The 13,996-nt window shown below is 71.2% G+C and carries 13 protein-coding genes; 7 read left to right on the plus strand and 6 right to left on the minus strand.

The features are described 5' to 3' along the window. The first annotated feature begins 62 nt into the window (after positions 1-62). On the plus strand, positions 63-980 hold the full coding sequence (locus FVE25_RS04905; RefSeq protein WP_157245138.1) for a proline dehydrogenase family protein: 918 nt from the start codon (positions 63-65) through the stop codon (positions 978-980). Continuing rightward, the gene (gene pruA, locus FVE25_RS04910) at positions 981-2,606 is read left to right on the plus strand and encodes an L-glutamate gamma-semialdehyde dehydrogenase (protein ID WP_157245139.1); all 1,626 of its coding nucleotides are present in this window, start codon (positions 981-983) and stop codon (positions 2,604-2,606) included. 115 nt (positions 2,607-2,721) lie between these two features. On the opposite strand, the gene FVE25_RS04915 is transcribed toward pruA, so the two are convergent. Continuing rightward, on the minus strand, positions 2,722-3,585 hold the full coding sequence (locus FVE25_RS04915) for a MerR family transcriptional regulator (RefSeq protein ID WP_157245140.1): 864 nt from the start codon (positions 3,583-3,585) through the stop codon (positions 2,722-2,724). Positions 3,586-3,626: 41 nt separating this feature from the next. On the opposite strand from FVE25_RS04915, the gene FVE25_RS04920 reads away from it, so the two are divergent. From FVE25_RS04920 to FVE25_RS04940, 5 genes are all read left to right on the plus strand, one after another. Beyond that, complete coding sequence (locus tag FVE25_RS04920; RefSeq protein ID WP_157245141.1) at positions 3,627-4,073, plus strand: AAA family ATPase; 447 nt, start codon at positions 3,627-3,629, stop codon at positions 4,071-4,073. Between the two features lie 43 nt (positions 4,074-4,116). Continuing rightward, positions 4,117-5,079, plus strand: coding sequence for an NAD(P)-dependent alcohol dehydrogenase (locus tag FVE25_RS04925; RefSeq protein ID WP_157245142.1), 963 nt, complete (start codon positions 4,117-4,119; stop codon positions 5,077-5,079). 66 nt (positions 5,080-5,145) lie between these two features. Next, positions 5,146-6,375 carry a YibE/F family protein gene (locus FVE25_RS04930; protein WP_157245143.1) on the plus strand — a complete coding sequence of 410 codons (1,230 nt, stop codon included), beginning with the start codon at positions 5,146-5,148 and terminating at the stop codon, positions 6,373-6,375. A 109-nt stretch (positions 6,376-6,484) separates the two neighbouring features. After that, positions 6,485-7,678, plus strand: a complete 1,194-nt coding sequence (kynU, locus tag FVE25_RS04935) for a kynureninase (RefSeq protein ID WP_157245144.1) — start codon at positions 6,485-6,487, stop codon at positions 7,676-7,678. 20 nt (positions 7,679-7,698) lie between these two features. Next, on the plus strand, positions 7,699-8,667 hold the full coding sequence (locus tag FVE25_RS04940; protein WP_157245145.1) for a magnesium transporter CorA family protein: 969 nt from the start codon (positions 7,699-7,701) through the stop codon (positions 8,665-8,667). On the opposite strand, the gene FVE25_RS04945 is transcribed toward FVE25_RS04940, so the two are convergent. From FVE25_RS04945 to FVE25_RS04965, 5 genes are all read right to left on the minus strand, one after another. Further along, positions 8,562-9,041: a DUF1850 domain-containing protein gene (locus FVE25_RS04945; protein ID WP_157245146.1), complete on the minus strand. Its 480-nt coding sequence runs from the start codon at positions 9,039-9,041 to the stop codon at positions 8,562-8,564. The genes FVE25_RS04940 and FVE25_RS04945 overlap by 106 nt on opposite strands. Before the next feature lie 68 nt (positions 9,042-9,109). Beyond that, positions 9,110-10,054 carry a TAXI family TRAP transporter solute-binding subunit gene (locus FVE25_RS04950; RefSeq protein WP_157245147.1) on the minus strand — a complete coding sequence of 315 codons (945 nt, stop codon included), beginning with the start codon at positions 10,052-10,054 and terminating at the stop codon, positions 9,110-9,112. Further along, a complete protein-coding gene (locus FVE25_RS04955) occupies positions 10,051-12,012 on the minus strand; it encodes a TRAP transporter permease (RefSeq protein WP_219825301.1) in 1,962 nt (653 codons plus the stop codon). The genes FVE25_RS04950 and FVE25_RS04955 overlap by 4 nt, the downstream gene beginning before the upstream one ends. Before the next feature lie 102 nt (positions 12,013-12,114). After that, on the minus strand, positions 12,115-13,290 hold the full coding sequence (gene thrS, locus FVE25_RS04960; RefSeq protein WP_157245149.1) for a threonine--tRNA ligase: 1,176 nt from the start codon (positions 13,288-13,290) through the stop codon (positions 12,115-12,117). Positions 13,291-13,433: 143 nt separating this feature from the next. Further along, positions 13,434-13,901 carry an adenylyltransferase/cytidyltransferase family protein gene (locus FVE25_RS04965; protein ID WP_246266617.1) on the minus strand — a complete coding sequence of 156 codons (468 nt, stop codon included), beginning with the start codon at positions 13,899-13,901 and terminating at the stop codon, positions 13,434-13,436. Between the last annotated feature and the right edge of the window lie 95 nt (positions 13,902-13,996).

A 13,996-nucleotide genomic window follows, 5' to 3' on the forward strand; every position in this document is an offset into this window, starting at 1 on the left:
GCCACATCCCGCGTTACGCGCGTCGATGGCTGGCGTCTGAACAGCGGTTTTAGGCTGGATACATGCTCGGTCAACTCCTACTCGCCACGTCACGGAGCAAGCTGGTGCGCCGCTCCGTGTCCGGCTTCCCGCTCACCCGCAAGGTGGTGAACCGCTTCGTCGCCGGTGAGAGCGCCGCCGAAGCCCGTGCCGCCATCGAGCGGCTCGTCGACGGCGGACTGACCGTCACCGTGGACCATCTCGGCGAGGAGACCCACGACGCCTCCGCCGCCGCGGCCACCGCCCGGGCATACGTGACCCTCCTGGAGACCCTGCGCCCCCTGAACCTGGGCGAGCGCGGCGAGGTCTCGGTCAAGCTGTCGGCCGTCGGCCAGGAACTCTCCGACGACATGGCGCTGGAGCACGCGCGGGAGATCTGCGCGGCCGCCGCGGCCAACGGCTCCCACGTCACGCTCGACATGGAGGACCACACCACCGTCGACTCGACGCTGAGCATCCTGCGCAAGCTGCGCGAGGAATACCCGTCGACCGGCGTCGCCATCCAGGCATACCTGCACCGCAGCGAGGACGACTGCCGCGAGCTGGCCCACGAGGGCAGCCGCGTCCGGTTGGTCAAGGGCGCCTACAACGAGCCCGCCTCCGTCGCCCACCAGGGCAAGGCCGACGTCGACAAGGCGTACGTGCGATGCCTGCGGATCCTCATGGCGGGGAAGGGGTACCCCATGGTGGGGACGCACGACGACCGCCTGATCTCGATCACCGAACTGCTGGCCGACCGCTTCGGCCGCGCGATCGGCGACTACGAGTACCAGATGCTCTACGGAATCAGGACCGACCGGCAGGAGGCACTGGCCGGAGCGGGCCACACGGTCCGCGTCTACGTGCCGTACGGCGACGACTGGTACGGCTACTTCATGCGCCGCCTCGCCGAACGCCCCGCCAACGTCGCCTTCTTCCTTCGCGCCCTTGGAGGCAAATAGATGGACGCCATCAGCAACGTTCCCGCTCCGGCCAACGAGCCGGTGTACGGCTACGCGCCGGGCAGCGCCGAGCGCACGGCGCTGGAGAACCGGGTCAAGGAGCTGGCCGGCAGCTCCATCGACCTGCCCATGACCATCGACGGCGTGTCCCGCATGGGCGGCGGCGCGCCGATCAACGTGGTGCAGCCGCACAACCACGCCTCGGTCCTGGGACGTACCAACGACGCTACGTCCCGGGACGTGCAGGACGCGGTCGACGCCGCGCTGCGCGCCGCCCCCGCCTGGCGGGCGCTGTCGTTCGACGAGCGGGCCGCGGTCTTCCTCAAGGCCGCCGACCTGCTGGCCGGGCCGTGGCGGGCCACGCTGAACGCCGCCACGATCCTCGGCCAGTCGAAGTCGGCGCAGCAGGCGGAGATCGACGCGGCCTGTGAGCTGATCGACTTCCTGCGTTTCAACGTGGCCTACGCCCGGCAGCTCTACGCCGACCAGCCGATCTCCTCGCCGGGCGTCTGGAACCGGATGGAGTACCGCCCGCTGGAGGGCTTCGTCCTGGCGATCACGCCGTTCAACTTCACCGCCATCGCCGGAAATTTGCCGACTTCTGCCGCTTTGATGGGTAATGTCGTCGTCTGGAAGCCGTCGCCCACGCAGCAGTTCGCCGCGCACTTCACCATGAAGCTCCTGGAGGAGGCGGGGCTGCCGCCGGGCGTCATCAACCTGGTCACCGGCAACGGCGCCGCCGTCTCCGAGGTCGCCCTGACCCACCCGGCGCTGGCCGGCATCCACTTCACCGGCTCCACCGCGACCTTCCAGCACCTGTGGAAGACCGTCGGCGAGAACATCACCGGTTACCACGGCTACCCGCGCCTGGTCGGCGAGACCGGCGGCAAGGACTTCGTCCTGGCCCACCCCTCGGCCGACCCCGCCGTCCTGCTGACGGCGCTGGTCCGCGGCGCCTTCGAGTACCAGGGCCAGAAGTGCTCGGCCGCCTCGCGCACCTACGTCCCGCGCTCCCTGTGGACCCGCATCAAGGACGACCTGGTCGGCACCGCCGAGTCCCTGACCGTGGGCGACGTGGCCGCGGACCTGTCCACCTTCATGGGCGCCGTCATCGACGACCGCGCGTTCGCCAAGCACAAGGCGGCCATCGACCGGGCCCGCGCCGCCGCGAACATCGAGGTCCTCACCGGCTCCTACGACGACGCGACCGGCTACTTCGTCAAGCCGGCCGTCCTGGTCTCCGAGGACCCCACCGACGAGATCTTCGTCAAGGAGTACTTCGGCCCGATCCTCGGCGTCCACGTCTACGACGACGCCGACTTCGACTCCGTGCTCACGCAGATGGAGTCGGTCTCGCCGTACGCGCTGACCGGCTCGATCATCGCCCAGGACCGCTACGCCATCGCCTCGGCCGCCGACAAGCTGCGTTTCGCCGCCGGCAACTTCTACGTCAACGACAAGCCGACCGGCGCCGTCGTCGGCCAGCAGCCCTTCGGCGGCGCCCGCGCCTCGGGCACCAACGACAAGGCGGGCTCGATCTTCAACCTGATCCGCTGGGTGAACGCCCGCACGATCAAGGAGACCTTCGTCCCGCCGACCGACCATCGTTATCCGCACATGGGCTGACCAGCCCATCCGACGCCCCCGGCGCCTGCCACGCCGGGGGCGTCGTCATGTCCGGAGGATCACCGCCCATGTGCGGCGCCTCAGGCGTTCCCACCGTGACGACTCGCCGTGACGACTACGAGCCCAGCGCCCGCAGGAGCCAGTCGATCACCGGCCGCTGGTCCTCCGGAGGCGGCCAGCCGTTGACGATCGCCAGCAGCCGCAGGTAGCGGGCCCAGCGCGGGTCGGCCGCCGCGGCCAGCAGGTCCGTGTCGACGCGCTCGTGCCCGGCCCGCACCGCGGCCACCACCCCGGCCGCCTCGGGCGCGTCCGGGCCGATCCCGGCCGCCAGCGCCGGCCGTACGTGCTCACGCACGACCGCGACGAGGTCACGGTACGGCGGAGCCGCCCCGTAGGAGTGGCCGGCCACATGCAGGTCGCCCATGCGGTGGACGGCGGCGCGGAAGTCCGGGTCCCGGGTCAGCTCGGCCAGTTCGACCCACGCCTCGACCTGCTCGTCCGTGGGATCCTCCGGCAGTTCGGGGGTGAGCGAGCTGCGGATGCAGGCGAGTTCGGGCTGGGACAGGGCGTGGTCGAGGAAGTCGGCGACGAGCCGGCGCCGTTCGTCCTCGGACAGGCGGGCGAGTTTGTGCATGATGTCCATCTCCTCGGGGCTGGATCCCCGCCGTGCGACCACCCGGAGCACCGCCCGCCGCAGCCGGAGGGCGCGCACCTGCGCGTCCAGCGCCTCGGCGTGGGCGGCGGCGACCTCGGGCAGCGGCAGTTCCCGGTCCACGACCTTGCGGATGGTCGCCAGGTCGAGGCCCAGGTCGCGCAGCGTGCGCACGAGGTCGAGGCGGGCGGCGGCGCCGGGGTCGTACAGGCGGTAGCCGGCGGCGGTGCGTCCGATCGGCGGCACGATGCCGGCGTCGGAGTAGAACCTGATGGTCTTGACCGATAGCCCGGTCCTCCTGGCCAGGTCGCCGATCGTGTAACGCATGCCCTCAACCTTCGCGTCTCCCCTTGGTGGAGACTCAAGCTATGCCCAAAGTATTGATCACCGGCATGTCCGGCACCGGGAAGTCGTCCGTCGTGCGCAGGCTGGGCGAGCGCGGTCACCGCGCGGTCGACACCGACTACGGCGATTGGTCCCACCGGGTGGACGACGAGTGGATCTGGCGTGAGGACGCGATCGCGGGCCTTCTGGACGAGGAGGGGAGCGTGTTCGTGGCGGGCTGCATGTCCAATCAGGTGCGGTTCTATCCGCGCTTCGACCACGTGGTCCTGCTGAGTGCCCCGGCCGAGGTCATGCTGGCCCGGATCGAGGCGCGCACCGGCAACCCGTATGGCAAGAGCCCCGGGGAGCGCCAGGCGATCCTGGACGACCTGGCCGAGATCGAGCCCCTGCTCCGGCAGAGCGCCTCTCTGGAGATCGACACCCGCGCCCCTCTCGACGAGGTCGTCCGCCGCCTGGAGCGGCTCATGTAAAGAAAAGTAGACATGATGTCGGCGATGTTTTACATTGAGGGGCATGAAAGCCATCGCCCACCAGAGGTACGGCCCGGCCGGCGTGCTGGCCCTGACCGACCTGCCCATCCCGGCCCCCGGGGAAGGCGAGGTGCTGGTCCGGGTCCGCGCCGCCGGGGTGGACACCGGGGTCATCCACCTCATGACCGGCCGGCCGTACCTCATGCGCCCGGCCACCGGCCTGCGCGCGCCCAGGAAGCAGGTGCGGGGCACCGACGTGGCGGGGACCGTCGAGGCCGTGGGCGCGGGCGTCACCCGGTTCCGGCCGGGGGAGGCGGTGTTCGGCTCCTGTGACGCCGCCTTCGCCGAGTACGCGGTGGCCCAGGCGGGCAAGCTGGCCCCGATGCCGGGCGGGATCGGCTTCGAGGCTGCCGCTGCCGTGCCGACGTCGGGGGCCACGGCGCTGATGGCGGTGCGCGGCCGGGTGGCCGCGGGGCAGAAGGCGCTGATCATCGGGGCGGGCGGCGGGGTCGGCGGCTTCGCCGTGCAACTGGCCAGGGCGCGGGGCGCGCACGTGACCGGCGTGTGCGGGCCCGGCAAGGCGGATCACGTGCGGGAGCTCGGCGCCGACCACGTCGTCGACTACACCCGCGAGGAGGTCACCGGCCGCTACGACCTCGTCGTGGACACGGCCGGCGGCCGCCCGCTGCGCCGCCTGCGGCGCCTTCTCACCCCGGGCGGCGCCCTCGTGATCGTCGGCAGCGAGCGGGGCGGCCCGTGGCTCGGGGGTATGCACCGGCAACTGCGGGCGGCGCTGCTCAACCCCTTCACCCGCCAGAGCCTGCACGCCCTGTTCGTCTTCACCACCGCCGCCCACCTGGACGAACTGGCCGGATACCTCGCCTCCGGGCAGGTGCGGCCGCTCGTCAGCGCGACCTACCCGCTGGAGGAGGCCGCCGCCGCCGTCGCCCACGTGGCCCGCGGGCACACGCTCGGCAAAGTGGTCGTCACGCTCGGTTCCGCCTGACCCGCCCGCCGCGACCGGTACCCTTCCAGGCGAAACCCCGTTCACCCACCCCCGGTCGAGGAGCCCATGGGCGCCAATCACACCCACGTGCCCACCTCGCGACGTGCCGCGCTCGCCGCGGCCGCCGTCCTGGTCCCGCTGGCCCTCGCCACCGTCGCCGCGCTCGTGTGGCTCTGGCCCTCGCCGCCCAAGGCGCCCGCCGCGCCCGACAGCGGCCTGGCCCGCTACACCGCCGCCGTCCAGGCCGTCACCCTGACCCCGTGCCAGGAAGAACCCCCGATCGAAGGCGGCCCCCGGCTCCCGCCGCCCGACCCCGCCACCTGCGGCGAGGCCGTCGTCAAGCTCACCAGCGGCCCGAACGCCGGCACCGAGACCAAGCTCCAGCTCCCCAGCGGCCCCGGCGCCCAGGTCTTCCACCCCGGTGACGCGGTGATCGTCCTGTACGCCCCGGAACCCACCCTCGACGCCCCGCCGTACCGGCTGTCCGACCACGACCGCTCCACCCCGCTGTGGCTGTTCGGCCTCGCCTTCGCCCTGGCGGTGATCGCCTTCGGCCGCTGGCGGGGCCTGTCGGCCCTGTTCGGGCTGGGCATCACGTTCGCGATCCTGCTGCTGTTCGTGCTGCCCGGCATCCTGGACGGCAAGCCGCCGCTGCTCGTGGCCATCGCCGGCGCCTCGGCGATCATGCTGACCGTGCTCTTCCTCACGCACGGCTTCACTCTGGCCACCGCCATGGCCGTCCTGGGCACGCTCGCCGCCCTCGTCATCACCGGCGCCCTGTCCTACGTCTCCCTCGACCTGGCCCACCTGGCCGGCATCACCGACGAGGCCGCCTTCAACCTGGGCATGAGCTACCACATCGACACCCAGGGCCTGCTGCTGGCCAGCATCATCATCGGCTCGCTGGGCGTGCTCGACGACGTCACCGTCACCCAGGCGGTCACCGTCGGCGAACTCGCCCACGCCAACCCGACGTACGGCTTCCGCCGCCTGTACCGCGCGGGCGGGCGCGTGGGCCGGGCGCACATCGCCTCGGTCATCAACACGATCATCCTGGCCTATGCCGGGGCCTCCCTCCCGCTGCTCCTGCTGATCAGCGTGGGCCGCGAGCCGCTGGGCCAGGTCCTGACGAATCCGGTCATCGCCCAGGAGATCGTCCGCAGCGTGGTCGGCACCCTGGGGCTCATCTCGGCCGTCCCCATCACCACCGCCCTGGCCGCGCTCGTGGCCCGCCGTACCACGGAGGCCGAACCGGCCCCGCAGGCCCACCGCCCGCGCCACGCGGCGCATTCCTAGGCGCGGGGGCGCCCTGGCCGGTAGGACAAACAGGGCGGTGTCGCTTGTGGGCGACCGGTCTATCCCCGGAAGTGGGACATATACCAACATAGGCTGCAAAGTGCCGTCTATGAGGAGTTGCCCTGTGGTTGACCGCCTGGCCTGCGAAGCCATGGACCAAGAGGACCCGCTTCGCGCGTTCCGCGCTGAGTTCGTGCTCCCCGACAAGGAGATCTACCTGGTCGGCAACTCGCTGGGCGCCCCGCCCCGCACGGCCGCGGAGAGAGTACGGCAGGCCGTCGAGGACGAGTGGGGCCGCCATCTCGTCGGCGGCTGGAACGAGTCGGGCTGGTACGCCCAGCCGCTGACCACCGGCGACCGCCTGGCCCCGCTGATCGGCGCGGGACCCGGTGAGGTCGTGGCCGGCAACACCACCTCGATCGCCGTCTACCAGGCGGTCAGCGCCGCCCTGCGGCTGCGCCCCGGCCGCCGGGTGATCGTCGTGGACCGGCGCAACTTCCCGACCGACAACTACGTCATCGAGGGCCTGGCCGAGCTGCGCGACGTGAGCGAGGGCCGCTTCGACGACGCCGCGGCCGTGCTGCTGTCGGAGGTGGACTACCGCACCGGCGCCCGCTACGACGTGCCCGGGATGACCGCCCGCGTGCAGGCGGCCGGCGCGCTGATGATCTGGGACGTCTGCCACAGCGTCGGTGCCCTGCGCGTGGACGTCTCGGCCGCCGACCTGGCCGTCGGCTGCACCTACAAGTACCTCAACGGCGGCCCCGGCGCCCCCGCCTTCCTCTGGGTCAGCCCGCGGCACCAGGAGGCCGCCGAGAACGTCCTGTCCGGCTGGTACAGCCACGCCGAGCCGTTCGCGTTCGAGCCCGGCTACCGCCCGGCCGAGGGCATCCGGCGCTTCACGGTCAGCACCCCGCACGTGCTGTCGTTCGCCGCGCTGGAGGCCGCCCTGGACATGTGGGACCGGGTGGACCTCGACCGGGTGCGCGCCAAGAGCATGGCACTGACCTCGCTCTTCATCGACCTCGTCGGCGACCGGCTGGAGCTGGCCTCCCCGCGCGAGGCCGAGCGGCGCGGCAGCCAGGTGAGCTTCTACCACCCCGACGGCTACCCGGTGATGCGCGCCCTCATCGACCGCGGCGTGCACGGCGACTTCCGCGCCCCCGACATCCTGCGCTTCGGCTTCGCCCCGCTCTACACGCGGTTCACGGACGTCTGGGACGCCACGCAGATCATCGCCGAGGTGCTGGAGAAGGAGCTGTGGCGGGACGAGAAGTACGCGGTGCGGCTGGCCGTGACCTGATATACGCCATAATTCGGTAAATGCGCACGAGGTTGTACAAAGACGGAGCCGTCGTCAAGAAGGGTTTCCCCATCGCCGACGTCTCCGACTACATCTGCGACGACGACTGCGTGGTCTGGTTCGACCTGTGCTCGCCCACCCCCGAGGAACTCGGCGTGATCAGCGAGGAACTCGGCCTGCACGAGCTGGCCGTGGAGGACGTGCTCAACGACCACCAGCGCCCCAAGCTGGACGTCTACGACACCCACCTGTTCATCACGGTCTACGGCATCTACCTGGACGAGGCGGGCGACCTCGACCCGGTGGAGATGAACGTCTTCGTGACCAAGAACGCGCTGGTGACCGTCCGGGAGAACGACCGCTTCGACATCGACGAGGTGGTCGCCCGATGGGACGCCAGCACCCAGACGGCCCGGCACGGCGTCGCGTTCCTGCTGCACGGCCTGCTCGACTACGTCGTGGACGGGCAGTTCGAGCTCGTCCAGACGCTCGACGGGCAGGTCGAGGAGCTGGAGGACGCGCTGTTCGGCGGGGACGGCGGCAGCACCAGGGAAGTGCAACGCCGAACCTTCCGGCTGCGCAAGAACATGGTCCGCTTCCGCAAGGTCACGCTGCCCATGCGCGAGGTCGTCTCCACGCTGGTGCGGCGCGACACCCAGGTGGTCAACGCCGAGATGGGCCCGTACTACCAGGACGTCTACGACCACGTGCTGCGCGTCACCGACTGGGTGGACTCGCTGCGCGAGCTCATCAGCAACCTGCGCGAGACGCACCTGGCCCAGCAGGGCTTCCGGCTCAACGAGATCATGAAGCGGCTCACCGGCTGGGCGGCCATCATCGCGGTGCCCACCGCGATCACCGGGTTCTACGGGCAGAACGTGCCCTACCCGGGCGAGGGCCAGCCCTGGGGCTTCTGGATGTCGTCGGTGACCGTGGCGGGGGCCTCGGTGGCCCTGTACACGATCTTCAAGAAGAAGGACTGGTTGTAGCACGGGTCGCCGGACGGAGCCCCCGGCGGGCTGACGCCCACGGCCAGCCGTACCTCGGCCGATCCCGCGGCGGGATGGAGCGGCAGGCAGCGCCCGCCCGCGACGAGCGTGCGGCGCCCGACGGCGGAGGCGATCAGGTCCAGGCGGTCGTAGCCGACCGGCGTGGCCAGGCGCAGCAGCCACAGGCCCTCGGGGGTGCGCGAGCGGACGCCGTCGAGGGCGTAGTAGTCGAGCACGCCCGCGCTCTCCGACAGCACCGCGCGCATGGTGAAGCGGCGGCCCTCCACCGAGAACAGCTCGGCGGCGGGCACACGGTACATCGAATGCACGTAGGCGAGGGCGAAGCCGCCCCCGCCCAGGGGCAGGCCGTGCACGGCCGGGCCGCCCGCGGCGGCGCCCGAGCCGAGCGCCAGCGCCGCGAGCAGCGAGAGTGCGAGCCTGATCAGCCCTGCGTCTCCTTGAACCAGCGGGCCGCGCCCGGGTGCAGCGCGACCGGCTCGACCTGCCGGCCGAGCTTCGGGTCCAGCTTGTTCGCCTCGCTGTGCACCTTGACCAGCTCGGCCTTCTTCCCGAACAGCGTCTTGGTGATGTCGTAGGCGAGCTGCTCGCCCATCTTGTCCGGCACCAGCAGCACGTTGCCCACGGCCATGGTCTTGATCGCGCCCTCGAGCTTGTAGGAGCCGGCCAGATCGATGTCCAGCGTCACGTACTGCTTGCCGAACTTGGTCTGCATGGCGCTCAGCACGTCGCTGGTGTCGAGGATCTTCATGTCCGGCTTGCTCGTGGCCAGGTCCACGATGCCCGCGGTGGGCACGCCGCCGACCCAGAAGAAGGCGTCGATGGTGTCGTCCTTGACCGCCTGCACCGAGTCGTTGATCGACAGCTGCGACTTGTTGACGTCGGTATCGGGGTTGAGCCCGGCCGCCTCCATCATGCGGCGGGCCATGACCTGGGTGCCGGAGTTGGGCGGGCCGAGCGAGACCCGCTTGCCCTTCAGGTCGGAGATCTTGGTGGCGGTCACGCCGGGCGCCACGACGACCTGCGCGTAGTTGTCGTAGATGCGGGCGATCGCCTTGATCGGCTGCTTCTCGGTGAAGGAGCCGGTGCCGGTGACCGCGTCGGCCGCCGTGTCGGTCTGGGAGAAGCCGATGTCGGCCTTGCCGCTGACCAGCAGCTTGATGTTGTCCACCGACGCCGAGGTGACCGAGGCCGTGGCCTGGGTGTTGGCGATGCCGGACGACAGCTGCTTGGCCAGGCCGCCGCCGTAGACGTAGTAGACGCCGGTGGTGCCGCCGGTCGCGATGGACAGCCGGTTGCCGCCGGCGCAGCCCACGGCCGTGGCCAGCGCCACGACAGCCGCCGCCAGGGTGATGAGCACTCGTTTCACGCGGGTGTTCTCCTTCTTCTGATGACATGTACGGCTGTCGCCACTGCGAGCACCGCGAAACCTGCGACGATCGGAACGGGTTCGAGGAAGAGCAGGAGCACGCCGGCGACGGCGGCGATCACCCGCTCCGGCACGCCGGTGAAGCCTCCGGTGGCCATCGCCAGCGCCGCGACCGCCACCGCCGAGACCGCGCTCAGCGCCAGCACCGTCCCGATCGGCCCCTGCCCGAGCAGCGCCTGCCCGTTGGGCGTGAGCACGAAGGCGAACGGCACGAGGAACGCCGGGAGGGTGTAGCGCCAGGTCATCATCATCGTCTTGTAGCTGTTGCCGCCGGTGATGGCCGCCGCCGCGACGGCCGACAGCGCCGTGGGCGGGCTCACCTCCGACAGCACCGCGTAGTAGAAGATGAACATGTACGCCTCGGGCCGGGTGACGCCGAGGGTCATGAGGGCGGGGGCGATGATGACGGCGGCGATGATGTAGCTGGCGGTCACCGGCACGGCCAGGCCCAGCAGCATGACCGCGAGCCCGGCCATGAGCGTGGTGAGGATGAGGTTGCCGGCGGCCACGTCGACGATGATCGAGCTGAGGTTGAGCCCGAGCCCGGTCTGGGTGATGACGCCGACGATGATGCCCGCCGCCGCGCAGACCGCGGTGACCGGCAGCACGTCCAGCGAGCCCTTGGCCAGCGCCTGGGCGATGCGCTTGGGTCCCATGCGGTGCTCGGGGTCGAGGAAGGACAGGGCGAAGGCGACGGCGGTGGCGATGACCACCGACTGGAAGGCCGAGCGGTCCAGCGCCATCAGCACGACGATGAGGATGAGCGAGCTGAAGTGGTAGCCGAAGCGCAGCAGGAGCCGGCCGGCCTTGGGCGCGTTCACGTCCACGGCGTGCGTGCCGAAGCGCCGCGAGTCGATCTCGATGGCCAGGAAGATGCCCAGGTAGTACAGCAGCGTCGGGATGATCGCGTACAGCAGCACCTGCAGGTAGCCGACCTGGAGCTGCTCGGCGATGATGAAGGCCGCCGCGCCGAGCGTGGGCGGCGACAGGATCGCGCCGATGCCGCTGGCGGCCAGGATGCCGCCCGCGGGCTCCCTGGGGTAGCCGGCGCGCTTGAGCACCGGCCAGGCCACGCTGCCGAGGCTGACGGTGGTGGCGGTGCCGGAGCCGGAGACGGTGCCGAGCAGGAACCCGGCGGTGGTGACGGTCCGGCCGGGGGCGGCCCGCGAGTTTCGGAAGGCGGCGAAGCTGAGGTCGATGAAGAACTTGCTGGCGCCCGAGTAGTCGAGGACGGCGCCGTAGATGGTGAACAGAACGATGTAACTGGCCGCCACCTGCATCGGGACGCCGAAGAATCCCTCCGTGCCCGTGTAGAGCTGCGAGACGATCTGGTCGAGGTCGAATCCACGATGCGAGATCGGCCAGCTGATGGGCAAATAGTTCCCGAAGTAGGCGTATACCAGGAAAATTCCGCAAATGATGCTGAGGGCGCTGCCGACCGTCCGCCGCACCGCCTCCAGAAGCAGCACGGTCAGCCCGACGCCGCCCAGAACGTCCCAGGCGTTCAGGCTCGAACTCGAGCCCCGGTCACGGAAGGCGTCCATGTCGAGCAGCGGGTAGAGCAGCACCCCGAGCGCCAGCGCCGCCAGCACCCAGTCGAGCGCGGACGGCCGCTCGTCGCGCTGCTCAGGGGCCTCCTGCCCGCGCCGGCGCCGCACGAAAGAGGCCAGCCCCGAGCGGTAGCACAGGAAGACCAGGGGCAACGCCACCGCCAGGAACGTCATCCGGTGCTGGACCGGCTCGATCGGCTGAAAGACCACGACGACGGAGTACGCCGACAGCAGCCCGCCGGCGGTCCACACCATGAGCCGCAGGGGCCCGGACAATTGGCGGGCGGGGCGTTCCCCTTCGGCGGCCGAGACGAGCTCGGCCGTTCGCTCGCCACTGACTTCTGTCAACACTGGCCTCCCCGTCATGGCTTTCGGGGGGACTTTACGAGGCTGTTTAGGTCCGTGGGAAGAGGCCGTTATCTCATTGGTTTCTCGCCGACAATTCCCCGGTCAGAAAACCGGCCGCGCGCGTGCCATCAGTTCCGCGACGGGCACGTCGCCCGCCTGCCCGCCGTCGCGCAGCCGCACCGCCGCCCCGCCGGAGGCCGCCTCCCGCGGTCCCACCACCAGCTGGTACGGCACCAGCCGATGCGCCCGGATCCTGGCCCCGAGGCTGCCCCGGCCGGGGCCGGCCAGCTCGGCCCGCAGCCCGGCGGCCAGGCAGCGGCGCAGCAGGTCGTGCCCGGCCGCCAGCTCGGCCTCCGACAGCGGCACCACCACCGCCTGCACCGGCGCCAGCCAGGCGGGCAGCGCGCCGCCGTGCACCTCGACGAGGTGGCCCAGCAGCCGCTCGACGCCGCCGACGACGCTGCGGTGGACCATGGCCGGGCGCCCGCCGCCGGCGTAGGACAGCTCGAAGCGGCCGGGCATGTAGAGGTCCACCTGGACGGTGGACAGGGTGGACTCGCGGCCCGCGGAGTCGGCTATCTGGATGTCGATCTTCGGGCCGTAGAAGGCGGCCTCGCCGTACTCCTCGTCATAGGGCCGCCCGCGCTCGGCCAGCACCGCGCGCAGCACGCCCTCCGCGTGCGCCCACAGGGCGGGATCGTCGACGAACTTGCCCGAGGAGCCGCCCAGCGACAGGCGGTACCGCGCGGCCTCGATGCCGAGCTGGGCGTGGGCGGCCTCGATGAGGTCGAGCGCGGCCGAGACCTCGGCGGCGGCCTGCTCGGGCGGGCAGAACACGTGGCCGTCGTTGAGGTGGATGGCGCGCACCCGGTTGAGGCCGCCGAGCACGCCCGACAGCTCCGAGCGGTACTGCCCGCCCAGCTCGGCCAGGCGCAGCGGCAGCTCGCGGCGGCTGCGCCCGCGCGAGCGGTAGATGAGCGCGTGGTGCGGGCACAGGCTCGGCCGCAGCACGAACTGCTCGCCGCCGACCTCCATCGGCGGGAACATGTCCTCGGCGTAGTGGTCCCAGTGGCCGGAGCGCTCGTACAGCTCGCGTTTGCCGAGGACGGGGGAGTTGACGTGCTGGTAGCCGTTGCGGCGTTCCAGCTCGTGCACGTAGTCCTCGACGGCCTTGCGGATGGCCGCCCCGGCCGGGAGCAGGTACGGCAGGCCGGAGCCGATGAGCGGGTCGGTGCCGAAGAGGCCGAGCTCGCGGCCCAGCTTGCGATGGTCGTTCATCGTGGTTCCCCTTGTCAGGAAAGGGGGCGAACGACCGTCGCGGCGCGTCTCCGGGCGTTCGCCCGGAGTGCAGGAATCAGCGCGCCGGGACGGTGTCCGGCGTCGTCGTGACGAAGGCGCGCTGCATGCGGCTCACCGTAGCATCAGCCGCCGCGGGCCGCATTCACGATTCGGGTGGTCGAGCGGTCGGGGATGGCCTCGAGCTCCCAGCACTCGGCACCGAGCAGCGCCGCCGCCGCGCACCGGCCGCCGGCGTGCGGGTCGCCGGCGGTGTGGGCCAGCGCGCCCGGGCGCATCGGCGCCATCAGGTCGATGTAGTCCTCCGGGCCGTGCGCCTCAGGCGGCCCGGTCACGATGAACACGCCGCTCACGCAGCGCAGCGCGGCCAGCACCTCGGCACGCTCGGCCGCCGGGTTGACCGGGCGGGTCGGGCCCTTCCAGGCACGCACCCGGGGGTCGTCCTCGACGCCGATGACCAGCGGCAGCCCGCGCGCCGCCACCTCCTCGAGATAGCGGACGTGGCCGACGTGCAGGATGTCGAAGACACCGGTCACGTACGCCGCTCCCGGCTGGTCGTAGGGGCGCACCCACACGGCCTCGAGGCTGCTCACCCGTGCTCTCCTCCGTCCGCGGACTCGTCGATCGCAGCGTACTTGGTCTTCGGGAGCACCCGCGCAGGCGACCATGGGAAAGGGCATTCCTACCT

Origin of the sequence: Nonomuraea typhae, assembly GCF_009760925.1 — a bacterium.
In the GTDB taxonomy this organism is placed as follows: domain Bacteria; phylum Actinomycetota; class Actinomycetes; order Streptosporangiales; family Streptosporangiaceae; genus Nonomuraea; species Nonomuraea typhae.